This is a genomic window from Pseudoclavibacter sp. RFBA6 (assembly GCF_002931575.1).
Taxonomy (GTDB): Bacteria; Actinomycetota; Actinomycetes; order Actinomycetales; family Microbacteriaceae; genus Pseudoclavibacter; species Pseudoclavibacter terrae.
Genome location: NZ_PSUA01000003.1, coordinates 155,621 through 179,188 on the forward strand (window position 1 = coordinate 155,621; position 23,568 = coordinate 179,188).

22 protein-coding genes are annotated in these 23,568 nt (G+C 68.6%); 11 read left to right on the forward strand and 11 right to left on the reverse strand.

Annotated features, from left to right (window positions below; genetic code table 11):
* Positions 1–53 precede the first annotated feature (53 nt).
* On the reverse strand, positions 54–857 hold the full coding sequence (locus tag C5C17_RS01315) for a DeoR/GlpR family DNA-binding transcription regulator (RefSeq protein ID WP_258065780.1): 804 nt from the start codon (positions 855–857) through the stop codon (positions 54–56).
* Positions 858–886: 29 nt separating this feature from the next.
* On the opposite strand from C5C17_RS01315, the gene galT reads away from it, so the two are divergent.
* The gene (galT, locus tag C5C17_RS01320) at positions 887–2,059 is read left to right on the forward strand and encodes a galactose-1-phosphate uridylyltransferase (RefSeq protein ID WP_104251570.1); all 1,173 of its coding nucleotides are present in this window, start codon (positions 887–889) and stop codon (positions 2,057–2,059) included.
* A 14-nt stretch (positions 2,060–2,073) separates the two neighbouring features.
* Positions 2,074–3,219, forward strand: coding sequence for a galactokinase (gene galK, locus C5C17_RS01325; protein WP_104251765.1), 1,146 nt, complete (start codon positions 2,074–2,076; stop codon positions 3,217–3,219).
* A gap of 116 nt (positions 3,220–3,335) precedes the next feature.
* Here galK and C5C17_RS01330 read toward each other — a convergent pair whose 3' ends face one another.
* The gene (locus C5C17_RS01330) at positions 3,336–3,791 is read right to left on the reverse strand and encodes a nuclear transport factor 2 family protein (protein WP_104251571.1); all 456 of its coding nucleotides are present in this window, start codon (positions 3,789–3,791) and stop codon (positions 3,336–3,338) included.
* A 23-nt stretch (positions 3,792–3,814) separates the two neighbouring features.
* Positions 3,815–4,330: a GyrI-like domain-containing protein gene (locus C5C17_RS01335; RefSeq protein WP_104251572.1), complete on the reverse strand. Its 516-nt coding sequence runs from the start codon at positions 4,328–4,330 to the stop codon at positions 3,815–3,817.
* Between the two features lie 231 nt (positions 4,331–4,561).
* On the opposite strand from C5C17_RS01335, the gene C5C17_RS01340 reads away from it, so the two are divergent.
* Together C5C17_RS01340 and thrC are read left to right on the forward strand one after the other, a co-directional pair.
* Positions 4,562–6,052, forward strand: a complete 1,491-nt coding sequence (locus C5C17_RS01340; RefSeq protein WP_104251766.1) for an amino acid permease — start codon at positions 4,562–4,564, stop codon at positions 6,050–6,052.
* A 61-nt stretch (positions 6,053–6,113) separates the two neighbouring features.
* On the forward strand, positions 6,114–7,538 hold the full coding sequence (gene thrC / locus C5C17_RS01345; protein ID WP_104251573.1) for a threonine synthase: 1,425 nt from the start codon (positions 6,114–6,116) through the stop codon (positions 7,536–7,538).
* A 126-nt stretch (positions 7,539–7,664) separates the two neighbouring features.
* Here thrC and C5C17_RS01350 read toward each other — a convergent pair whose 3' ends face one another.
* From C5C17_RS01350 to C5C17_RS01360, 3 genes are all read right to left on the reverse strand, one after another.
* A complete protein-coding gene (locus tag C5C17_RS01350; protein WP_104251574.1) occupies positions 7,665–8,237 on the reverse strand; it encodes a YdeI family protein in 573 nt (190 codons plus the stop codon).
* A gap of 191 nt (positions 8,238–8,428) precedes the next feature.
* Entirely contained in the window at positions 8,429–9,730 is a 1,302-nt protein-coding gene (locus C5C17_RS01355; protein WP_104251575.1) for an Nramp family divalent metal transporter, read from the reverse strand.
* Between the two features lie 204 nt (positions 9,731–9,934).
* Complete coding sequence (locus tag C5C17_RS01360) at positions 9,935–10,870, reverse strand: dihydrodipicolinate synthase family protein (RefSeq protein WP_104251576.1); 936 nt, start codon at positions 10,868–10,870, stop codon at positions 9,935–9,937.
* Positions 10,871–11,060: 190 nt separating this feature from the next.
* On the opposite strand from C5C17_RS01360, the gene C5C17_RS01365 reads away from it, so the two are divergent.
* Positions 11,061–12,101 carry a LacI family DNA-binding transcriptional regulator gene (locus C5C17_RS01365; RefSeq protein ID WP_104251577.1) on the forward strand — a complete coding sequence of 347 codons (1,041 nt, stop codon included), beginning with the start codon at positions 11,061–11,063 and terminating at the stop codon, positions 12,099–12,101.
* 187 nt (positions 12,102–12,288) lie between these two features.
* On the opposite strand, the gene C5C17_RS01370 is transcribed toward C5C17_RS01365, so the two are convergent.
* A complete protein-coding gene (locus tag C5C17_RS01370; RefSeq protein ID WP_104251578.1) occupies positions 12,289–12,843 on the reverse strand; it encodes a TetR/AcrR family transcriptional regulator in 555 nt (184 codons plus the stop codon).
* Between the two features lie 54 nt (positions 12,844–12,897).
* Here C5C17_RS01370 and C5C17_RS01375 point away from each other — a divergent pair, with 54 nt between their 5' ends.
* Positions 12,898–14,418: an MFS transporter gene (locus C5C17_RS01375; RefSeq protein ID WP_181028425.1), complete on the forward strand. Its 1,521-nt coding sequence runs from the start codon at positions 12,898–12,900 to the stop codon at positions 14,416–14,418.
* 183 nt (positions 14,419–14,601) lie between these two features.
* A complete protein-coding gene (locus C5C17_RS01380) occupies positions 14,602–15,630 on the forward strand; it encodes an ATP-dependent 6-phosphofructokinase (protein ID WP_104251579.1) in 1,029 nt (342 codons plus the stop codon).
* Between the two features lie 78 nt (positions 15,631–15,708).
* Here the strand turns inward: C5C17_RS01380 and C5C17_RS01385 are convergent, their stop codons facing one another.
* The 3 genes from C5C17_RS01385 to purS are packed head-to-tail and all read right to left on the reverse strand — an operon-like array spanning position 15,709 to position 17,315.
* Positions 15,709–16,245: a DUF3817 domain-containing protein gene (locus C5C17_RS01385; protein ID WP_104251580.1), complete on the reverse strand. Its 537-nt coding sequence runs from the start codon at positions 16,243–16,245 to the stop codon at positions 15,709–15,711.
* 3 nt (positions 16,246–16,248) lie between these two features.
* The gene (gene purQ / locus C5C17_RS01390) at positions 16,249–16,953 is read right to left on the reverse strand and encodes a phosphoribosylformylglycinamidine synthase subunit PurQ (protein WP_068495145.1); all 705 of its coding nucleotides are present in this window, start codon (positions 16,951–16,953) and stop codon (positions 16,249–16,251) included.
* Complete coding sequence (purS, locus tag C5C17_RS01395; protein ID WP_104251581.1) at positions 16,950–17,315, reverse strand: phosphoribosylformylglycinamidine synthase subunit PurS; 366 nt, start codon at positions 17,313–17,315, stop codon at positions 16,950–16,952. The genes purQ and purS overlap by 4 nt, the downstream gene beginning before the upstream one ends.
* A gap of 119 nt (positions 17,316–17,434) precedes the next feature.
* Here purS and C5C17_RS01400 point away from each other — a divergent pair, with 119 nt between their 5' ends.
* From C5C17_RS01400 to C5C17_RS01410, 3 genes are all read left to right on the forward strand, one after another.
* Positions 17,435–18,889, forward strand: coding sequence for an AI-2E family transporter (locus C5C17_RS01400; RefSeq protein WP_258065783.1), 1,455 nt, complete (start codon positions 17,435–17,437; stop codon positions 18,887–18,889).
* Complete coding sequence (locus C5C17_RS01405; protein WP_104251582.1) at positions 18,889–19,740, forward strand: hypothetical protein; 852 nt, start codon at positions 18,889–18,891, stop codon at positions 19,738–19,740. Before C5C17_RS01400 ends, C5C17_RS01405 begins: the two co-directional genes overlap by 1 nt.
* A 225-nt stretch (positions 19,741–19,965) precedes the next feature.
* Positions 19,966–21,078, forward strand: coding sequence for a transaldolase family protein (locus C5C17_RS01410; RefSeq protein WP_104251583.1), 1,113 nt, complete (start codon positions 19,966–19,968; stop codon positions 21,076–21,078).
* Positions 21,079–21,266: 188 nt separating this feature from the next.
* On the opposite strand, the gene C5C17_RS01415 is transcribed toward C5C17_RS01410, so the two are convergent.
* On the reverse strand, positions 21,267–21,974 hold the full coding sequence (locus C5C17_RS01415; protein WP_104251584.1) for a TetR/AcrR family transcriptional regulator: 708 nt from the start codon (positions 21,972–21,974) through the stop codon (positions 21,267–21,269).
* Positions 21,975–22,066: 92 nt separating this feature from the next.
* Between C5C17_RS01415 and C5C17_RS01420 the strand changes: the two genes are divergently transcribed.
* Positions 22,067–23,551, forward strand: coding sequence for an MFS transporter (locus C5C17_RS01420; RefSeq protein WP_258065787.1), 1,485 nt, complete (start codon positions 22,067–22,069; stop codon positions 23,549–23,551).
* Positions 23,552–23,568 lie beyond the last annotated feature (17 nt).

Consider the following 23,568-nt stretch of genomic DNA (forward strand, 5'->3'; position numbering starts at 1 on the left):
CATCGGAGTTGATGCGCTCGCGGTGCGGTGCCGACCGGCCCGGCGCGGGGCAGCTAGACCAGCCGCACGTCGCAGCCGGCAGCGCGCAGTGCCTCGACTTCGCGCGCGTCTGCCTCGGTGCCCGTGATGAGGCTCTCGAACTCGCTGAGGCCGCCGATGACGCCGACATGGGCGCGACCGAGCTTGCTGGCGTCGGCGACGACGACCGAGCGGTCAGCTGCATGGAGCATGGCGCGCTTGAGCTCCGACTCCGGCAGGTTCACGTTGGTGACGCCCGCGCCGACCTGCACGCCCGTGCAGCCGATGATGGCTAGGTCGGTGTGGATGCGCTCGAGCATCGCGGATGCGTACGGCGCGACGAGCGAGTGCTGCAGCGGGCGGAGGGTGCCGCCAGTCACGACGACCGTGAAGCGCGGGATGGCCGACTCGAGGGCGAGCGCGATCGAGAGGCCGTTCGTGATGATGACGACGTCGTCGAGGTCGTCCCGCGCGAGCAGGGCCTCGGCGACGGCCGTGGTCGTCGTCCCGACATCGAGGAGCACGCTGGAGCCGCTCGTGACGAGCGCCGCGGCGGCGACGCCGATGCGGCGCTTCTCGTCGGCGGCACTCTGCTGCGCGGTCTCGAAGGAGGTCTCGAGGCCTGCTGGCCCGTGACCGTAGATCGCACCGCCGTGCACGCGACCGAGGAGCCCTTCGCGCTCGAGCGCGGTGAGGTCCGAGCGAACCGTCACCTCCGAGACGCCGAGCTCGCGGCTCAGATCCGCGACCCTGGCGAAACCGGTACGTTTGACGAGCGCGACCACGTCGGCTCTGCGCGCCTCCGCGGGGCGGTCTGGGGTCGAGTCGTTGTTCACCACGATCTATAGCTTACGCCTTCGCAAGCAATATGGTACTTGACTTTCGAAATCGAAAGTGGCGTAATCGGAGCGTGCATCTCCTCACGAACAACATCGTCAAGCGCCAGACGCTGCTCTCCGACGGTCGCGAGCTCATCTACTTCGACGACGCCGACACGACGCTCGACCCCGAGCGCGCGCTCGACAGCCGCATCCCCGCCGACCGCCCTCCGGTCGCCGAGATGCGCCAGGACCCGCTCACCGGTGAGTGGATCTCCATCGCCGCCGCACGGCAGAACCGCGTCATGCTGCCGCCCAAGCACCTCGACCCGCTCGCGCCGTCCACCCCCGCGAACCTCACCGAGGTGCCGAGCACCTACGACGTGGCCGTCTTCGAGAACAAGTCGCCCTCCTTCGGCCCGACGCTCGCCGGTGACGGTTTCAGCCCTGAGGGCGAGCTCGAGGAGCTCGCATCCCTCGGCCTCGGCCGCACGAAGCCGTCGATCGGCCGGTGCGAGGTCGTCTGCTTCAGCCCGGAATCGGAGGGGTCGTTCGCGTCGCTCTCCCTCTCGCGCGCTCGCACGGTCGTCGAAGCCTGGGCCGACCGCACCTCCGCGCTCTCGCAGCTGCCCGGCGTGCAGCAGGTCTTCCCGTTCGAGAACCGCGGCAAGGACATCGGCGTCACGCTCCACCACCCGCACGGCCAGATCTACTCGTACCCCTACGTCACGCCGCGCACCGCTGCGCTCATCCGCTCCGTCGAGAAGTACGGGCCCACGCTGTTCCAGGACATCATCGACTTCGAGCAGGCCTCCGAACGGGTGCTCATCCGCGGTGAGCACGTCACGTTCTTCGTGCCGTTCGCCGCGCGGTGGCCGCTCGAGGTGCACATGCTCCCGCACCGCCACGTCGCCGACCTCGCCGAGACGACGCCGGAGGAGCGCGACGAGATCGCCCGCGAGTACCGCCGCGTGCTGCGCGCCCTCGACGCGATCTACGACACCCCGACCCCCTACATCGCCGCCTGGCACCAGGCGCCCGTCAACGTGCATCGGGATGACATCAGGCTCATGCTGCAGATCACCTCGCCTCGCCGCGCGGAGGACAAGCTCAAGTTCCTCGCCGGTTCCGAGTCAGCGATGGGCGCCTTCATCGGCGACGTCCCGCCGGAAGCCACGGCGGGTCTCCTGCGCGCGGCGCTCGCGAAGGTGGACGCAGCGTGACCCGGCCAGAGCTGGTGACGGCGGCGACGGATGCGTTCGCGCGCATCCACGCCGGCGCGCCAGACGGCCTCTGGTCGTCGCCGGGACGAGTGAACCTCATCGGCGAGCACACCGACTACAACGAGGGCTTCGTGTTCCCGTTCGCGATCAACCGGCACACGGTGGTCGCCGCAAGGCTGCGCGAGGACCGGCTCGTGCGGGTCTCGAGCGGGCTCCGCCAGGGCGTCGAGGAGATCCGCATCGACGACCTCGCACCGGATGCGCTCGCAGGCTGGTCCGCCTATGCACTTGGGGTCATCTGGGCGGCAGGCCAGCTGGGCGTCGATCTCAGCGAGGTACGGGGGCTCGACCTGCACGTCGAATCGGACGTGCCGCTCGGGGCCGGGTTGTCCTCATCCGCTGCGCTCGAGGGTGCCGTGGCCGTCGCGATCGACGAACTGTGGGGTCTTGGGCTGGACCGGCGCACGCTCGCCCGCGTCGGGCGCCTCGCCGAGAACGAGGCTGTCGGCGCCCCGACCGGGATCATGGACCAGTCGGCGGTGCTCCTCGGGCAGCGCGACTCCGGGGTGCTGCTCGACTGTCGTTCGCTCGAGTCGACGATCGTGCCGCTCGCGTTCGAGGCGCAGGGACTCGCGGTGCTCGTCATCGACACTCGCGTCGAGCACGCGCACGCCAATGGCGGCTACGCCGACCGGCGCGCGTCGTGCGAGCGCGGTGCCGCTGGCCTCGGCGTCGCGTCGCTGCGGGACGTGACCATCGAGGACCTGGCGGGCGCCGAGCAGGTCCTGGACGAGGAGACGTTCCGCCGCGTGCGCCACATCGTGACCGAGAACGCGAGGGTGCTCGCCGTCGTGGATGCGCTCCGCGGCAGCGGCCCGCGCAGCATCGGCCCGCTGCTCGCCGAGTCGCACGCATCGATGCGCGACGATTTCGAGATCTCCGTGCCGGAGCTCGACCTCGCTGTATCGACGGCTGTCGCTGCAGGAGCGATCGGCTCGCGCATGACTGGCGGCGGCTTCGGGGGAGCGGCGATCGCGGTCGTGGAACGCGGCGACCTCGCCTCCATCTCGCGCAGCATCCACGAGGCGTTCGCCTCGGCGGGCTTCACGGAGCCGGCGACGTTCGAGGTGCTCCCGTCGCAGGGCGCGACCCGCGTCTAGTCTGTCCCGAACTGCTGGGGCCATTTCGTCACGGACCTGGGGCTCACGCACCGCTCCCAAGGAACCGGATGCGCACCCCCCAGGTCTGCGCGCCTGGGTGGTGCCGGCCGAGTGCGTCAGTCGGTGATCGCCGTTGCAGTGGCCTCAGAATTCCCGGTTGCAGCGACCGCCGCGAGAGCCTGAGCAAGGTGCTGGAGGTCTTCGAGGGTTTCAACGTCGACAACCTTCCCCCAGCGCAACGTCATGAACTGAACGACTGTGTTCCGGTACTCAGCCCCATCGGGCAGCGGGCCTCGGACGGTTGAGCGCACGGCAACACGTGTGTGCCAAGGGCCGCCACGCACCATCACCTCGAGAATCGTGAACTGCGCACCGGGCAGCAGGTCGCCAACACGTTGCCACCACCGCACCATCGCCTGTCGCGTGGTCCGGCTTCCGCCGAGCGCATGGTCACCGTGGAACTTGTAGACGAACGGCGTCCCAAGGCTGTCGACCATCGCCATGTAGTTGCCGGCGTTGATCTCCGCGAAGGTCGTTCGCACCTTTCCTTCAACTATGCGCGCGTAGAGCATCCCATCTCCCCCTGCTCGCGCCTCTACTCGCGCGGGGCGAGCGACACGATGAGGTCAGTGCGCAGGTCGTCGGGGTTCATGTCGGGGTTCGGCTCGGTGACGTAGATCTCGACCATCGATCCGGGGGCGTCGCCCGAGTCCTGCACGTCCTGCATGAGGCGACCCCACGATGCGCCGAGGCCATCGAACGAACCGAGGTGCGTGGCGCCGGCCGCCGGACCGGCCGGCAACCACGAATTCTGGATGGCGGTGTCGCCGACGATGACCTTCTCCCGCACCGACTCCGAGACGGGGAAGCCGATCTCCACGTCGAAGGTCTGCGATGGGTCGCCGTGGTAGACCGCCAGCGCGGGTCCCGCAGGATGCACCTTGTCGGCGCCGATCGCGGCCCCCATCGCCTGGAACGTCGTGTCGAAGAGCGTGCGCAGGTCGCCCATGCTGACGTTGTCGTAGCGCGCGACCGCGAGGGGGACGGCGGCCAGCTCGAAGCGCTCGACGCCTTGACGGGGCGATTCGGGAAGCGGAAGTGTGTCTGGCATGGTGTCCTCCTCGACGTCCCGCGCAGGCGGGGGCAGATGCTTGACGCCAACCTAGGGCAAGCAGCCGTGTGCGAACGCCAGGTTCGGCGTACTCGCGGGAACTTCTCCACAAGGATCGAAGCTCGACGCGCTCGGTGCGCGGCTGAGGCGCTACGATCGCGCAGGTGGCGCGCCGGCGCAGGAGACGGTCGGTGGATGCGCCACCGGAACCACGAGAGACACGAGCTGCGCATGAACACCGTCGAGAACACCGGCATCGACACCGGGGCGACGCAGAAGCGGCCCCTCGCGCGGGCGCTCACGGCCCGGCACATCCGCTTCATGGCGCTCGGCTCGGCGATCGGAACGGGCCTCTTCTACGGCTCGTCGGCCGCGATCCAGGCAGCCGGCCCCGCCGTGCTGCTCGCCTACATGATCGCGGGCGCCGCCGTCTTCATGGTGATGCGGGCGCTCGGCGAGATGACGGTACGGCACCCGGTGACGGGGTCGTTCGGGCAGTTCGCGAACCGCTACCTCGGCGCGCGCTGGGGCTTCATCACGGGCTGGACGTACGCGTTCGAGATGATCGTCGTCGCGATCGCCGACGTCACCGCCTTCGGCGTCTACATGGGCTTCTGGTACCCGGACGTGGCCCGCTGGGTCTGGATCGTGGCCGTCATCCTCTTCATCGCCGCCATCAACCTGCTGGGCGTGCACGCGTTCGGGGAGCTCGAGTTCTGGCTCGCCCTCGTGAAGGTCACGGCGATCATCGCGATGATCGCAGGCGGCATCGCGATCATCATCTTCGGCTTCAGCAATCAATCACCGGACGCCTCCGGCATCGGCGCGCTCTTCAACCCGGCGACGGGCGGGTTCTTCCCGATGGGCGTGGAGGGCCTCATCGCCTCCTTCGCGATCGTGGTCTTCGCGTTCGGCGGCATCGAGATCATCGGCATCACGGCGGGCGAGGCGCAGGACCCGAAGCGCGTCATCCCGAAGGCCATCAACAGCGTGCCGCTGCGCATCCTCCTCTTCTACGTCGGCGCGCTCGCGGTCATCGTGATGCTCGCGCCGTGGAACACGATCACGGGAGACGCGAGCCCGTTCGTCTCGATCTTCGACGGCCTCGGCATTCCAGCGGCCCCGCACATCCTGAACTTCGTGGTCATCACGGCGGCACTCTCGGCCATCAACTCGGACGTGTTCGGGGCCGGCCGCATGATCTACGGCCTCGCCGAGCAGGGGCAGGCGCCGCGCGTGTTTCTGCGCGTCTCGAAGAACGGAGTGCCGTGGGCGACGGTCGCGCTCATGGTCGCGGCGCTCGCGGTCGGCGCGTGGATGAATGCGGTGATCCCCGAGGACGTGTTCCTCGTGATCGCGTCCATCGCGACGTTCGCGACGGTGTGGGTGTGGATCATGATCGTCTGCTCGCACATCGCGATGAAGCGGGACATCGCGCGCGGCGGACGCAGCGCATCCGAGTTCCCCGTGCCGCTGTGGCCGTACGCGTCGTGGGCGACGCTCGGGTTCCTCGTGTTCGTGCTCGGCGTGCTCGGCTGGTTCGAGAACACGCGCGTCGCACTCCTGGTCGGTGCCGTGTGGCTGGCGCTGCTGCTCGTCGCGTACCAGTTCGCGGTGGGCGCGGCCGGCAAGCGCCGTGCGGACCTCGTCGACGAGACGCGAGCAGTGGAGGTGCAGGCGGGCCGGCGTACGCCGGAAGTCAAGGGCACCCCGCGCGACTGACCCGCCCCGATACGATGGGGACGCACACTCCCGGCACGACAGACGACTGAGGCGCCAGATCTTGCAATTCATCTCAACACGCGGCGGCACGCTCGGCGCATACTCCGACGTTCTTCTCGAGGGCCTCGCCCCGAACGGCGGACTCGCCGTCCCGGAGCTGCTGCCGCAGTTCACGAACGACGACCTCGAGCGGTGGCGGCCGCTCGACTACGCGGGCCTCGCGACCGAGGTGCTCGCGCTGTTCGCGACCGACATCCCGCGCGAAGACCTCGAGCAGCTGACGGCGCACGCCTACGGCGAGGGCCGCTTCGCCTCTGAGGACGTCGTGCCGCTGCAGAAGCTGGATGCGCAGCTCACGCTCGTGGGCCTGTCCGAGGGCCCGACCCTCGCGTTCAAGGACATGGCCATGCAGTACCTGGGCCAGACGCTCGACTACGTGCTCGCAAAACGCGACCGCGTGCTCAACGTGCTCGGCGCGACCTCGGGCGACACCGGCTCGGCCGCTGAGCACGCGCTGCGCGGACGCGAGCGCGTCTCCGTCTTCATGCTGTCCCCGCAGGGCCGCATGAGCGCGTTCCAGCGCGCGCAGATGTACTCGCTGCAGGACGAGAACGTGCACAACATCGCCGTCAAGGGCGTCTTCGACGACTGCCAGAACCTCGTGAAGCGCCTCGCGGAGGACATCGACTTCAAGCGCGGCAACAACATCGGCGCCGTCAACTCCATCAACTTCGGCCGCATCTCAGCGCAGATCGCCTACTACGTGTGGGCGTGGCTGCGCGCCACCGACGAGCTGTCGGCGGATGCTCGCGAGGGCTTCGAGGTGTCGTTCGCGGTGCCGTCCGGCAACTTCGGCAACATTCTCTCCGGCCTGTACGCGAAGCTCATGGGCCTGCCCGTTCGCAAGCTCGTGCTCGCCGTCAACGAGAACAACGTGCTCGACGAGTTCTTCCGCACGGGCTTCTACCGCCCGCGCAACGCGGAGAACACGCTCGCCACGTCGAGCCCGTCGATGGATGTGTCGCGCGCGTCGAACCTCGAGCGCTTCGTGTTCGAGCTCCTCGGTCGCGACGGCGGACGCACCGCTGCCGCGTGGAGCGAGCTCGCCGAGACGGGCGAGATCGACCTGTCGGTGGCGCAGCACACGTTCGAGCCGCTCTTCGGCATCGTCAGCGGAACCAGCACCCACGCCGACCGCCTCGCGACGATCCGCAGCGTGCACGACGCATCCGGTGTCACCATCGACCCGCACACGGCCGACGGCGTGAAGGTCGCGCGTGAGCACCTCGAGGACGGCGTCCCCATGCTCGTGCTCGAGACCGCGAAGCCGCAGAAGTTCGCGGACACGATCTCCGAGGCGCTCGGCTCGCCCGTCGACGCGGATGCGGAGACGCAGGCTCTCCTCGACGCCCCCCAACGGGTCGTCGAGCTCGACGACGACGAGCAGCTCCTGCGCGACTTCATCTCGAAGCGCGTGCTGCGCTAGCCGCTTCATCCGCCGGCGCGCAGCCGGCCGCAAACATGCGAGAGATGCATGCTCCTGACTCCGGGAGCCTGCATCTCTCGCATGTCTGCGTTGGGCTATGCCGGGACTCGCCCTCGGCGCGGGCGCCTACTTGTAGTGATGCTCCCCGCGGGCGGCCTTCTCGACGACGTCCCGGATGCGCGCGGCGCGGATGGCTGGCGTCTTGATGCCGGTGATGCGGAAGATGACCTGGAAGCGCTCCTGCTTCTTCATGGCCTCGAAGAAGGCGAACGCGGCTGGGTTCGCGTCGAGTGCCGCCTGCAGGTCGGCGGGAACCACCGCGTCCTTGACCCGGTAGGCGGCGTCCCAACGGCCGTCGGCCTTCGCCCGCTCGATCTCCGCGAGGCCGCCCGGCTGCATGCGCCCCTCCTCGATGAGGCGGGCCACGTGCCCGACGTTGATCTGCGACCAGGGGCTGTTCTTCCGCCGTGGCGTGAAGGCCTGCAGCATGTAGTCGTCGTCGAACCGCGCCGACTGGCCGTCGATCCACCCGTAGCAGAGCGCCACCTCGAGTGCCTCCTGCCAGGTGATGCCCGGCGCCTTCGAGAGCTTCTTGCGCAGCTTCAGCCGCACGCCGCCGTCGTCTGGCCCTGCCGCGAGGAACGCCTCCCACTGCTCGACCGTGAAGTCGTGGATGGGTTTGTCGGCAAAGCTCACCATGCCGTCATCCTAGGAGGCAGTCGGACAGGCTGGCGCTGTCCAACTTCCGTGATGGATGCGCCCCACCGGCCACCGGGGACGCATCCGGGCCCGCTTCATCACGGAAATCGGTCAGGGCCCGCGCCCAGCAGAAAGCTGAGCACGGGCCCTGATCGTCGGCCCAAGCCGCCGAGGCGCTTCGCCTGCGACGCCTACCCGGCGATGAAGCTCATGAGCAGCCGCACGGAGAGCGCGAGTACCGCGGCGAGGCCGAGGACGCCGAGCGCGTTCTGCCACCACTTGTTGCGCATCTCGCCCATGAGGGAGCGGCGGTTCGCCATGATGATGATGAGCGCGGCCAGGATGGGCGCGACCAGGATGGTGAGGGCCTGGGCGAGCACGATGAGCTCGACGGGCGAGGTCTGGAAGATGAGCGTCACCGCCAGGCCGAAGGCGAGGATGAAGCCGCTGGTGACGCGGGCCGTGATGGTGTTCGCGGATGCGCCCCTGCCGAACGCGTCGGACAGCATCGTGCCGCCGGCGATCGCGTTGGGGATCATCGATGAGAACGCTGCTCCCGCGAAACCGAGGGCGAAGATGAAGCCGCCGACGGGCCCCGCGAGCGGTTCGAAGATGGCCGCCAGACCGGTGATCGAGGTCGCGGTCTCCGCGGTCTTGCCGAGGGCGCCCGCCGCGACGACGATGACAAGGCCCGTCATGATGCCTGGGGCGATGATGCCGGGGATCGTGTCGACGAGCGTGACGTCGCGGTAGTCCTCCTCGGTGCGGCCGCGCTCCTTCGTGCCGTACGAGGTGTAGAAGGCGGCGTTGATGGAGAAGTTCGTGCCGACGAGCGCGACGATGAGCAGCCAGGAGCCTTCTGGTGCGGTCGGGATGAGCCCGCGGCCCGCCTCCGCCCAGTCGGGGTTCACGACGAACGCGCTCACGACGAAGCAGATCGCCATGAGGGCGACGATGCCGATGAGCACCTTCTCGATGACGTTGTAGATGCTGCGGATGAACAGGACGGCCGCGACGCCGAGGGTGCAGATGGCGGTCCACATGACGGGCGACGAGCCCTCGACGAGCATCGACAGTCCGAGGCCGGAGCCGACCGCGTTGCCGACGGAGAAGCAGAGCGTGATGAGGAAGACGCCGACGCCGGCGACGATCCCGAGCGGCTTGCCCAGGTGGTCCTTGATGGAGGCGATGAGGGATACCGGCGACTTGATGCCGAGGCGCACGCTCATGTCGGTGAGGAAGATCATGAGGACCGTCGAGACGGCGATGACCCAGATGAGCGTGTACTGGTAGGAGCTTCCCGCCTGGACGGCGGTGGTGAGGTTGCCAGGCCCGAACTGCCAGGCGCCCGCGACGAAGGCGGGTCCGATGAGGGCCAGCTGCTGCCAGAAGCGGCGGCGAGTGCGGCGGGATTCGACGATCGTGCGGACTGCTTCGGTCGAGATGCGTGCGTGGCCGGTGCCCGGCGTCGAGTGGAGGCGGGTGTCGCCCATGGGGGTCTCCTTCGTGGAGTGCGGCTGGTCGGATGCGGGGCATCCGGCCGCGAAGTCGTCTTTGACTTGGGGGTCGCGCAGGTTGGGGGAACCGGCGGGACCGGTGCCGCTTCCGTGGTGTGCGTGGCGGCGTGTGTCGTCGATCGTCGAGCAGTCGACGTCAAGCGTATGGGGCAGCGACGCTGTTGTCGCCGCCCCTCTCTGCTAGGAGGCGACCGTCACGCGGTCGAGCCCTGCGAGGGCGAACGCTTCCGCGATCTCGCGGTCCGCGCCGTCCGCGAGTGGCAGGAGCGGGGTGCGGACGGTGGCGTGGTCGAGGATGCCGCGGTGCACGAGGCCCCACTTGAGGGCGACTGTGCCCTCCATGTGGGAGCCCCGGTGGTACACGTTCTTCGTGACGGGCAGGAGGCGCTCGTGGATCTCGTGCGCCCGGTCGTAGTCGTGCGCCTTGCCGGCCTCGATGAGCTCGACGAGCGCCTCGGGGGCGATGTTTCCGTAGCCGACGAGCAGGCCGTCGACATCGAACATCGTGGGCAGCAGGTACTCGTCGTGGCAGGAGAGGATCTGCAGCTCGGGGTAGGCGGCGCGGAGTGCGGGGATCTCGGTGTACCAGCGGCGCATGTTTCGCACGCCGTTCTTCGTCGCGAAGACACCTTCCTGGCCGGCGATCTCGAGCTGCGTGTCGAGGTTGTAGCTGGCCTTCGTGTTGTCGGGGTACTGGAAGAGGATCAGCGGCAGTCCGCTCTCCTCGTAGATGTCCCGGTACCGCGTCTGGGGCGCGCCGTCCTGGTAGCCGAAGCGCAGCCACCCGTGGGACGGGTACACGAGGCCAGCGGATGCGCCGGCATCCACTGCCCGCTTGGCTTCCTCGGCGGCGACGGCGTTGCCCTCCTGGGTGATGCCGGCGACGATCGGGACGCGGGAGTCGACCGACTCGCGGAAGGCCGTGATGACCTTCGCCTGCTCGGTCTGCGTGAGGAACGTGCCCTCGCCGGCGTGGCCGAGGACGACGAGGCTCTTGACGCCGTCGACGGAGCCGAGCCAGGACCCGAGGCGCTGGATGGCGTCGTAGTCGACGGCGCCGTCCTCGGTGAAGGGGGTGACGGGGGCGGGGGAGAGGCCGCGGAGATCGATCGACATCTTGTCTTCCTTTGCTCATCGTTGAGGTGGTGGTCCCGGCCGCTGCGAGCTGGCGTTGCTTCTGCTTCTACCAAAGTGCAAACGTTTGCGGGAACGATTGCAATTCTTGATGCAAACGTTCCCGGTGTCAACCCCCGAATCCTGGGATTCCTGCCGGAGGAGCGTCAGCGACCGGGATACACTCCTCCGCATGAGGCGAAACGACAGTGCTGTTGCCCCCGGAGCGGGCGAGCGCCGAGTCGTGACCCTCAAGGAAGTCGCCGCCGAAGCCGGCGTCAGCATCTCGACGGTCAGCCGCATCCTCGACGAGCGCACCGCGCATTCGCAGTCGGCGACCGCCGTGCGCGTCCGCGAGATCGCCAGCGAGCTCGGCTACCGGCGCAACGTCTTCGCGTCCCAGCTCCGCCGCGGTTCGACGAGCACGATCGGAGTGCTCGTCCCGCGCCTCAGCGACACGGTCATGGCGCTCATGTACGAGGCGATCGAGCGCGCGGCGGCCGCACGCGGCTACGTCGCCGTCGTGGCGACCACCGGCGACGACGCCGAAGGCGAGCAGCGCGCCGCACAGGTGCTGCTTGACCGCAACGTGGATGCGCTCATCATCGCCTCGTCTCGACGCGTCGACTCCTTCCCGCAGTCGCTGCAGGAATCCGGCATCCCGCTCGCGCTCGTCCTGCGCACCGACGGCGTGAGCCCGTCCTCACTCGGCGACGACGAAGTCGGCGGCTACCTCGCCGTGCGTCACCTCATCGACCTCGGACACCGCGATATCGCGCTCGTCACCGGCCCCGACTTCACCTCCAGCGCACGAGACCGCCTCGCCGGGGCGCTGCGTGCTGCGCGCGAGGCCGGCATCGAGATCCCGCCGCACCGCATCGCCGGCGACGGGTTCCGCATCGAACACGGCGCCGCCGCGGCCGAGCGCATCCTCGACGGGGCCGACACCCCGCCGACCGCGATCTTCGCCGCGAACGACAACCTCGCCCTCGGCGTCATGGCCGCCTCGCACCGCCACGGCCTGCGAATCGGCACCGACCTCGCGCTTGTGGGCTACAACGACGTCCCCCTCGCCGAGGCGCTGCCCGTGCCGCTCACCTCGGTGCGCACGTCGTTCGACCAGATCGCCACGACCGCGCTCGAGCTGCTGCTGGCTCCCGGCGCCGGACCCGTCATCCGGCGCGCGATGCCGACGCTCATCCCGCGCGCGTCCAGCTGTCCGCCGTCGCGCTGACCGCGGCGCCGTTGGCCCGCCGCGGCTGCCGATTGAGCCCGGCCCTGTCCAACATCAGTGCGATATGGCGGCATTCTGCCCGTAAGGCCGTCGTTCGCGCGACTTCTGCACTGATGTTGGTCAGAGGTGGCCCGGGGTTGGCCGGGGTTGGCTCGGGTGGCGGCGGGACGGCTGCCGCAGCGCGGGGCTACTCGTCGAGGAGATCGAGGAGCGTGCGGATGATTGCCTCGCGCTCCCCGTCGCTCGGAAGGAGCTTCGCGGCCTCGGGGAGGCTCTCGCGTGACTCGCTCACGAACGACGTCGAATGGTAGAGGCCGTCGCCGAGGAGCTTGGTCATGTGGGCGACGAGTGGGCTGCCGGTCGACTCGAGGATCGCGTCGTGCCACGAGCGCTCGAGTTCGAGCACGGCGCGGGTGGCGCTCTGGTTCCCGTTGCGGGAGAGGTTCATGACGGCGAGCCAGGCGGTGTCGAGCTCGTCGCCCACGGAGCTGCTCATCTCGATGAAGTGGCGGACGGTCGTAGCCGCGTCGCCTTGCAGCTGGTCCGCGCTTGTCCGTGCCATGCCGGTGAAGCGCTCGATGAGCGCATCCGCCAGTGCCTCCTTCGAGGGGAAGTGGTAGATGAGCCCGCCCTTGGAGACGCCCGCGATGCGGGCGACGGCGTCGAGGGTGGTCGCGGCGACGCCCACGGTGGTCAGGGACTCCTCGTAGGCGTCGAGGATCTTCTCTCTGGCGGAGGTCATGGCCGATATCCTACAGTTGCCAACTGTACCGGCTGGTCGGTATAGTCCTCTTCCATGACCACACTGATCGAACAGCGCGCAGGCCGGAAGGAATGGCTCGGCCTCGCGGTGCTGATGCTCCCCGTCCTCCTCGTGTCGATCGACAACACGGTCCTGAGCTTCGCCCTTCCCTACATCGCGCTCGACCTCCAGCCGAGCGCCGCGATGCAGCTCTGGATCATCGACATCTACCCGCTTGTGCTGGCGGGCCTCCTCGTCACGATGGGCTCCTTCGGCGACCGCATCGGCCGCCGCAAGCTACTGCTCATCGGCTCGACGGGCTTCGCGCTCGTCTCCGTGCTCGCGGCCTTCTCCGTCTCTGCCGAGATGCTGCTTCTCTCGCGCCTGCTGCTCGGTGTCTTCGGCGCCATGATCATGCCGTGCACGCTCTCGCTGCTCCGCGGCATGTTCCACGACCGCGCCCAGCGCCGCCTCGCCATCGCCATCTGGGCGACGGGCTTCTCCGCGGGCACCGCCATCGGGCCGATCGTCGGCGGTGTGCTCCTCGAGCACTTCCACTGGGGCTCCGTCTTCCTCATCGCAGTGCCGTTCCTGCTGCCGCTCCTCATCTTCGCGCCGCTGCTCGTCACCGAGTCGCGCGACCCGAACCCTGGCCCCATCGACGTGCCAGCGATCCTGCTCTCCATGGCTGCGCTCGCGCCCGTCGTCTTCGCCATCAAGCACACGGCGACCGACGGTCTCGACCTCATCTCGGTGGGCTCGCTCCTGCTCGGACTCCTGTCGGGGTGGCTGTTCGTGCGTCGACTCCTGAAGCAGGAGAACCCGATCCTCGACATGCGCCTGTTCGCGGTGCCCGCCTTCACCGGCTCGGTGCTCGTGAACCTCGTGAGCGTCGTCGCGCTGGTGGGTCTGCTCTTCTTCCTCTCGCAGCACCTGCAGCTCATCCTCGGACTCACGCCGCTGCAGGCTGGCCTCATGCTGCTCCCCGGAACGGTCATGATGATCGTCGCCGGCCTCCTCATCGTGCGCGTCGTGCGCCGCGTGAAGGTGCATATCGCGATGGCGTTCGGCCTCAGCCTCGCGTTTCTCGCCTACCTGTCGCTGGCGATCACGGGCGGCTCGGCTCCGCTGTGGATGCTCGTGGCCGCGTTCACGCTGCTCGCGGCGGGAATCGCGATCGCTGAGACGCTCTCGAACGACGTCATCATCGCGAGCGTCCCTCCCGCGAAGGCTGGCGCGGCGTCTGCTGTCTCGGAGACGGCGTACGAGGTGGGCGCGGTGCTCGGCACCAGCGTTCTCGGTGGCGTCCTGACGGCAAGCTACCGTTCCGGGATGGTCGTCCCGGAAGGCGTGACCGCGGAGCAGGCGGATGCGGCGCGTGAGACCCTCGCCGGTGCCGTGAACGTCTCGGGCGAGCTCGAAGCCGGTGGCATGGCGTCGCAGGCGCAGACCCTCCTCGACTCGGCCTTCCATGCCTTCGACGCGGGCAGCACGGTCACGTCGGCGGTCGGCGCTGTGCTCATGGTCGGCGCGATCTTCCTCGCGCTGCGCATGGTGAGCAAGACGCCCGCGTAGTGGGGCGCGGGCCTCGTCGCTCGTCCGAACATCGCGCGAGACACCGCGACCCGGTACTGTCGCTGTCGAGCCGTCTTCCAACGCAGGAATCCGCTTCTGCACTGAATCCGTTCCGCAGTGGGTGGGCTTCTCGACCGTGATGGCTGTTTGCGTGTATTGCCACACCCAGAGGAGAACCAACGCATGAAGATCGGACTGCTGACCAGCGGCGGCGACTGCCCAGGACTCAACGCTGTCATTCGTGGCAGCGTGCTCCACGGCATCAAGACCTATGACAACGAGTTCGTGGGCTTCCGAGACGGCTGGCGTGGGGTCATCGAGGGTGACGTCATGGATCTTCCTCGCACGAAGGTGCGTGGCCTCGCGAAGCAGGGTGGCACGATCCTCGGCACCTCGCGCACGAACCCGTTCGACGGCCCCAACGGGGGTCCCGAGAACATCGCCGTCATGATGGAGCGCCACTCGGTGGATGCGCTCATCGCGATCGGCGGAGAGGGCACGCTGGCAGGCGCGAAGCGTCTCGCCGACGCGGGCATCCCTGTCGTCGGCGTGCCGAAGACCATCGACAACGACCTGCAGGCCACGGACTACACGTTCGGCTTCGACACGGCTGTGCAGATCGCGACCGACGCCATGGACCGTCTCCGCACGACCGGTGAGTCGCACCACCGCGTCATGGTGGCCGAGGTCATGGGCCGCAACGTCGGCTGGATCGCGCTGCACTCCGGCATGGCAGCCGGCGCTCACGCCGTGCTCATCCCGGAGCAGAAGGTGCCGATGACGCAGGTCGCCGAGTGGGTCTCCGAGGTGCACCAGCGGGGACGCTCGCCGCTCGTGGTGGTCGCGGAGGGCTTCATCCCAGAGGGCATGGACGAGGTGCTCTCGCAGGGCACCGAGGTCTCCGGCCGGCCGCTGCTCGGCGGAGTCGGCGACTACGTGACCGCTGAGCTCGAGAAGCTCACGGGCATCGAGACGCGCAACACGACGCTCGGCCACATCCAGCGGGGTGGCGCGCCGACCGGGTTCGACCGCGTGCTCGCGACCCGTTTCGGCCAGTACGCCGTCGACATGGTCAACGGCAAGCAGTGGGGCAACATGGTCGCGCTGCGCGGCACCGAGATGCAGACGGTCGCCTTCGAGGAGGCCCTCGACGGTCTCAAGACCGTCCCCCAGGACCGCTGGGACCAGGCGAAGATCTTCTTCGGCCGTTAGGCCGTCGGGTCGCTGACCCGAGATGCACGAAGAGGGCGGATGCAGGTGCATCCGCCCTCTTCGTGGTCGCGCAGGTGCTCAGTGGGCGCCGGTGGGTCCCACGAGGGCGCCGCTGAGGGAGCCGGTCAGGATGACGACGGCGAGCACGATGACGGCCGCGCCCATGGTGATCGGCCGGTCCACGAACCAGCGCACGATGCGCTGCGGCGAGAAGCCCTTCGATGGTGCGTCTCGCCAGCCGCCCTCGAGGGCGCCGCGGCGCTCAGCCCACCAGTCGTAGACGAGCGTCGCGAACGGCGGGATGGCCGCGAACCAGCCGAGCCCGAACATCCACCACGGCCAGCGCTGGTTGACGCCGACGAACGCCGTCACGACCAGGTAGACCATGAACATGGCGCCGTGCAGGGATCCGCCGACCGACACGAGCAGGTCGGTGGTCTGCGTGACGTACTTGAGGAACATGCCGGTGAGCAGCAGGGCCCACGTGATGGCCTCGCCGATCGACACGGCCCGCAGCAGGACTCGCGGCGTGAGGCGCCGGCCGTCGGAGGGGGTCGTCGATCCGGTCGCCGTGGCCTGCGCCGTGCGCCCGGCCGTCGTGCTCGCTTCTGACACCGTCTAGACGCGGGCGAGCAGCGCCTCGACGGCGCTGCGGAAGATCGGGAGGCCGTCGAGGCCGGAGGCCATGTGGGTCGCCGTGTCCGGCCCGAAGCCGAGCTCGACCGCGTGCTCGGGGTGCGGCATGAGGCCGACGACGTTGCCGCGCTCGTTCGTGAGGCCCGCGATGTTGTTGCGTGAGCCGTTCGGGTTGACGTCGACGTAGCGGAACGCGACCTGGCCCTCGCCCTCGATGCGAGCGAGCGTCTCGTCGTCGGCGATGAATCCGCCCTCGCCGTTCTTCAGCGGGATGGTGATCTCGGCGTTCTTCTCGTACGCGTTGGTCCACACGGTGTCGTTGTTCTCGACGCGCAGCACCTGGTCGCGGCAGACGAACTTGCCGTGGTCGTTGCGGATGAGCCCGCCGGGCAGCAGGTGCGCCTCGGTCAGCATCTGGAAGCCGTTGCAGATGCCGAGCACGGGGAGGCCGGCGTTGGCGGCCGTGATGACCTCGGCCATGATCGGCGAGTGGCTTGCGATCGCGCCTGCGCGAAGGTAGTCGCCGTAGCTGAAGCCGCCGGGGAGGATGATGGCGTCGACGCCGTGCAGGTCGTGCTCGCCGTGCCACAGGGCGACGGCTTCGCCGCCCGCGAGACGCACGGCGCGCTGCGCGTCGCGGTCGTCGAGCGAGCCCGGGAACGTGATGACGCCGACGCGGGGGCTCATGAAGCGGAGCCCTTCGACTGGACCTCGGCCGCGATGACCGATGCGAGGGACGCCTCGGTGTCGGCTCCGGCGACGTCGTCGATCTCGTCGGCGTCTTCCGCCGACTCGGTGCCGTCTGGCAGCACGTCGATCGAGATGACGTCCTCGATGACCCCGTTGGCGAGCAGCTCGTCGGCGACCTGCGAGATCTCCTCCATGAGCTCTGCCGTGACCTCGCGGTCAGTGGTGATCTCGAAGCGCTTGCCCACGCGCACGTCGTGCAGGTGGTCCTTGCCGAGGCGCGAGAGGGCACCGGCGACGGCCTTGCCCTGCGGGTCGAGGAGTTCCTGCTTTGGCATGACGATGACGACGATCTTGGGCATCGGGAGCGGCTCCGATCGGTGGAGGAAAGAGACGCCCCCAGCTTACCGTCAGGCGCGGATGCGCGAGGCTCGTCCAGAATGTCGGTGCACACGCATAGCCTTGACCCACATTCGCGGCCGTGGGCATCCCCGCTGGCCGCATCGCTGACATCTCGGGAGCATCCATGCGCGACAAGCTCAAGCGCCTCTTCGGCGGCGACAAGCGGGTGGGGCGTCCCACACCAGTGCTGCCCGCGCCCTCCGCGTCGTCCGTCGCGGCCCAGTTGGCGGCGCAGTCGTCGCCGCCCATCGAGCACCTCGATGCTCCGGCGCGAGATGAGGTCATGGTCGGCGGCAATGCTGTCCAGGCGTACGCGCCAGACGACGGCGAGGGTCGCGGCCGTCGCCCCACGAGCGTCGGCGTCATGTGGACGGACCAGCTTGGTCGCGTCGCGACTCGCGCGCTGCAGGGGCTCGTCATCGTCGCTGCTGCGATCCTGCTCATCTTCGCCGGTCTGCAGGTCACGATCGTCGTCATCCCCGTGCTGCTGGCGCTCATCGTGTCGGCCGCCGCGTGGCCGATCATCCGATTCCTCACCTCGAAGAGATGGCCGCCGGCGCTCGCGACCATCACCGTGCTGCTGGCCATCATCGTGTTCCTCGGCGGCGCGCTCACGATGGTCGTGCTGCTCGTGCGCAATCAGTGGTCGGAGCTGTCGGAGCAGGCGGTTCAGGGCTTCAACCAGGCCATCGAGTGGGTGAACGCGACGTTCCCGATCGCGATCGACCAGGACCAGATCAACGAGTGGATCGGGCAGGCGCAGGACTTCATCTTCACGAGCCAGTTCGGCAACGCGGCCGCGACCGGGCTTACCGCTGGCATCTCCGGCGTCACCACGTTCATCACGAGCGGCGTGCTCTTCGTCGTCATCCTGTTCTTCTTCATGAAAGACGGGCCGCTCATCTGGGGCTTCCTGACGAAGCCGCTCAAGGGCGCGAACAAGCGCCGCGCGCGACTCATGGGGTCCCGTGCGGTGGAGGTCATGGGCGGGTACGTGCGAGGCACGGTCATCGTGGCGCTCGTGGATGCGGTGTTCATCGGCATCGGGCTCGCCATCGTCGGCGTGCCGCTGGCGTTCCCACTCGCGGTGCTCGTGTTCATCCTCGCGTTCATCCCGATCGTGGGAGCGACGCTGGCCGGCATCCTCGCGGCGCTCGTCGCGCTCGTCACGAACGGGCTCGTCCCCGCCATCGTGGTCGTCGGCATCGTCGTGCTCGTCAACCAGCTCGAGGGCAACTTCCTCCAGCCGGTTGTGCTCGGCAAGTCGCTCAAGCTGCACGAGCTCGTCGTGCTCATCGCGCTGACGGTCGGCACGATCCTGGGAGGCATCGTCGGCACGCTGCTGGCCGTGCCCGTCGCGGCGGTCAGCTGGGCGCTCATCCGCGCCTGGTACGAGCCCCTCGAGAAGCTGCAGGAAGACGACGCCCTGCCTGATGACATGCGAACGAGGCTGCCCTGGCGCAAGAACCTCGACGAAGACGATGCCCCGGCCGACGCCGCCCCAGGCGCCAAGGGCTCGAGCATCGACGTCTGATGTTCGAGCGGCTGACCCGGGGCGCTCGGGAGAAGGGGGTTCTGGCTGAACTCAGCTCGGCGAGCATCGCTGTGACGGTCCTCGTCGGCGTCTGGACGCTGTACACGGTCGCGGACATCTCGCAGTTCCCGTACGACGCGTCCACGTGGTCGTATGTCGGCATGGGGGCACCAGCGCTCCTCGGCATCTGGCTCAGCGTCGAACTGCTGGGCCCGCAGACCAAGCAGCCGTTCCTCGGTCGCTTCATGGTCCGAACCCTCGTCGTGGGTCCGCTCCTCTTCACGGCGGCGCTGCTGGTCGGCGCAGTGCTCCTGGTGGTGCTCACGCTCACCGGCGGCATCGTGCCGGTCCTCAACGAGGCGAGCAGTCCGGTCGCGGAAGTGCTGCTCAACGTCTTCCTCACGTGGCTCATCGGCATCGCCGCCGTGATGCTCGGGGCTCTTGTCGGTCTCGTCTTCATCGTGCTGCCGGTCCTCTCCTGGAGGGACCCGGCCAGAGCCGCCGAGATCAATGGCGAGGAGGTGCCGAAGGGAAGCCTCGCACAGGCGCGGATCGTGCGCCTCACCTTCTCTGGCATGCTCATGCTGGTCTTCCTCGCGCCAGCCTTGTGGGTCGCTGGCGAAGACAACGCTCGTGCCGACAGTGCTCCGGAAGCGTTCGTCAACGTGTGGCGCGCGGTGGTCGAGTTCGAGCCGTCATGGTGGGACCGCTACCTCTACGACGTCCTCTGGGTGCTCGGGATGCTGAGTGCACTGCTGCTCGTGGCGTCCGTCGTCGCGGTCATCATCCTGCAGCGTCCGAAGAAGGGCATGTCACGCGTGGAGCGTACGACGTATCGAGGTGGCAAGTAGCGGCACGTGCCCGGAGGTCTCCGGCCCGGCTCTGCAACCCTTCAGGCGCGCATCTACTTGTGCTAATGTCAGGACATATGCGGCGGTGTGCTGATGCCGAGGCGGACTCGAGGGCGAGCCTCCGCGTCGGTGCTGGCGCACGAGGCTCGAGGTCCCGAAACCCCGGGTTCGCGTCTGCCGCGGCGCCGGCGAACCCGGCCCACAGCCACCGATGAGGAGACCAGCATGACCCTGCTCGAAACAGCGCCTTCCAACGACAACGGCACCCCGGCGACGGAGCTCGCGCCCCTCGCCTGGGCCGCGCAGAACACGAAGACCGCGTTGTGGAACGACTCGGCGGACCCCGATGAGCTCACGAAGTCCATCGAGTTCGGGGCTGTCGGTGCGACCTGCAACCCCGTCATCGCGTTCGCGGCCATCAAGAAGCGCCCGGACGTCTGGGGCCCGCGCATCACGGAGATCGCCGCCCAGAACCCGACGTGGGGCGAGTCGGAGATCGGCTGGCAGGCTGTCCGCGACCTGTCCATCGACGCGGCTCGACTCCTCGAGGCGGAGTTCGAGCGAAGCGGGGGGCGCAACGGCCGCCTCTCCATCCAGACCGACCCGCGCCTGCACCGCAACGCCGCAGCCCTCGCCGACCAGGCCGAGGAGTTCTCGAAGCTCGCGAAGAACATCATCGTCAAGATCCCCGCAACGAAGACGGGCATCGAGGCGATGGAAGAGGCCGCCTACCGCGGCGTCAGCATCAATGCGACCCTGAGCTTCACCGTGCCGCAGGCTGTTGCCGTCGGCGCCGCGCTCGAGCGGGCGCTCGACCGCCGTGCGGCCGATGGCCTCCCCGAGCAGGAGTTCGGCCACGTCGTGACGATCATGGGTGGGCGTCTCGATGACTGGCTCAAGAAGTGGACGACCGCGAACCGCATCCTCGTCACCCCCGGCATCCTGGAATGGGCAGGAGTCGCGGCGCTCAAGCGCGCGCACGCCGTGTTCCAGGAGCGCGGCTACCGCAGCCGCGTGCTGTCGGCGGCCTTCCGCAACCAGCTGCAGTGGTCCGAGCTCGTCGGCGGCGACGTCGTCGTCTCGCCGCCCTTCGACTGGCAGGCCCGCATCAACGAGAACAACCTCCCCGTCTCCGAGCGCATCCACGTGCCCGTCGACGCCGCGATCCTCGAGGAGCTGGGCACGCTCAGCGAGTTCCGTCGCGCCTACGAGGTCGAAGGCATGGCGCCGGAGGAGTTCGAGAACTTCGGCGCGGCACGCAATACGCTCCGTCAGTTCCTCGACGCGGATGCGCAGCTCGACGCGCTGGTGCGCGAGATCCTGGTGCCAGCCGCGTAGGGCATCCACGGCGGCTCTCCGCCACCAGCCGCTTCCTGAACTGAGCTCGGCCGCGCCGCGTCGCGACACCCGGGGCGCGCCGAGCTCATTCCGCCTGCTGCTCAATCAGCGTGGCGGCGCAGGGGAGGGTCCGTAGTTTTCTCGCGAGGAAAGCCGACGGGCTCTCCCTTTTCGCGTGCGTGCGCACGTCAGTGCGCGGGGGTCCTGCGATGGGCGGCTGGAAGCACGACGTCGTCGATGATGCCGATCAGGAAGTCGCGATCTGGAGACTGGCGCAGGATCAGCGTGCGGAATGCGGCCATGGCTGGCGCGATCATGCTCAGGGTGTCGAGGTTCACGTCTGCGGCGATCTCACCCCGCGTGATCGCTCGCTCGAAGATGACGCGGTTCGCGGCTGCACGGGGAGCGACGATCGCCGCTTGTGCGGCGGCGGCCATCTCCGGGTCGCGCGCGATCATCGACACGACGCCGGTCATGACGTTGAGCTTGCGCTCGGCGTCGCGGATGTTCGGGGGGCGAACGAGGGCGATGAGGTCGCCCCGCAGGGTGCCCGTGTCGGGGAGCGCGTCGAGGTCGAGGTCCTTCGACTTCATGCAGGCCACCGCATCGAGCACGAGGTCCGATTTCGAGACCCAGCGACGGTACAGTGTGGCCTTGCCCGCCTTCGCCCGGGTCGCCACCATGTCGATCGTCATGCCGTCGTACCCCGTCTCGGCGAGCACGTCCAGTGCGGCCTCGAGGATGTCGGTGTCGCGCGTGTGGTCGCGCTTGCGTCCGAGCCGTGGCTTCGCTTCGCCGTCGGAATCGCCCGATGCTGCTGCCGTCGCTGCCGTCGCTGCCTCGTCTGGTGTCGCCGGCGCTTCGGGGGAGCTGTCGGCAAGGTTAGTCTCCGTCATCGAAACCGCCTCTCGTCGTTGCACAGACTAGCCGTGCACATTACGGAACTGAGTGTATCCGAAACCGCTCAGTCTCGGATATGGTGATGCGCATGTCTGAATCCTCTGCACTCGCGACGGACCGCCGCCGCTGGTTGACGCTGGTCGTCGTCGGCCTCGCCCAGCTGATGGTCGTGCTCGACGCGACCGTCGTCAACATCGCCTTGCCGTCCGCGCAAGCAGACCTCGGCTTCTCCGACGGCCAGCGGCAGTGGATCGTCACGGCCTACTCGCTCGCCTTCGGCAGCCTCCTGCTCCTCGGCGGTCGTCTGTCCGACCTCATGGGGCGCAAGCGCACGTTCGTCATCGGCCTCATCGGCTTCGCGGTCGCCTCCGCCCTCGGCGGCGCTGCCCCGTCCTTCGAGCTGCTCGTCGCGGCTCGCGCCCTGCAGGGCGTCTTCGGCGCACTGCTCGCGCCGACGGCCCTCGCCGTCCTCACGACGACCTTCACGATCCCCAAGGAGCGGGCCAGGGCGTTCGGCGTCTTCGGTGCGATCGCTGGCGCGGGCGGAGCTGTCGGGCTGCTCCTCGGTGGCGTGCTCACCGAGGCGTTCGACTGGCGCTGGAACCTCTACATCAACGTCGCGATCGCTGCCGTCGCGCTGGTCGGCGCCTTCGTCTTCGTGCCGTCGATCGCCCGCACGGGCCCACGCCCCAAGCTCGACATCCCCGGAACGCTGCTCGTCTCCGCAGGCCTCTTCGCGCTTGTCTACGGCTTCTCGCACGCCGAGACCGACGGATGGGGTGCGCCGCTCACGTGGGGCATGCTCGCCGGCTCAGTGGTGTTCCTCGCGGCGTTCGCGTTCTGGCAGACCCGCGCCGGGCATCCGCTGCTGCCGCTGCACATCGTTCGCGACCGCAACCGTGGCGCCGCCTACCTGTCGGTCATGATCGCGGGTGCCGGCATGTTCGGCATCTTCCTGTTCGTCACCTACTACCTGCAGCTGACGCTCGGCTACTCGCCCATCCAGACGGGTCTCGCGTTCCTGCCCATGATCGCGATGCTCGTGCTCGCCGCACAGCTGGGCACGAACATCTTCGTGCCCCGCTTCGGCCCGAAGATCCTCGTACCGATCGGCATGACGATCGCCGCGAGCGGCATGGTCCTGCTCACATTCCTGGACGCGACCAGCTCGTACGCGGCGCACGTCATGCCGCCGCTGATGATGATCGGATTCGCGATGGGCACGATCATGCCGGCGTCCATGCAGACGGCCACACTCGGCGTCGACCGCGAGTTCGCGGGGGTCGCGTCGGCGATGGTCAACACCAGTCAGCAGGTTGGTGGCTCGGTGGGGACCGCGCTGCTCAACACGCTCGCCGCGACGGCCGCCACCGACTATCTGCTCGAGCATGGCCGGGATGCTGTCGGCGACGCCATGATCGCCAGCTACGCCGCCGCCTACTGGTGGGGTGGAGGCTTCTTCGCCCTCGGGGCCGTCGTCTCCGCGCTGCTGTTCCGACGTCGGAACCAGGGGCTCTCGCTCAGCCGCGAGATCGAGGCGGAAGACGCCACAGAGCCGGCCCTTTCGCACTAGTCCCTCGGGCTCCGGGT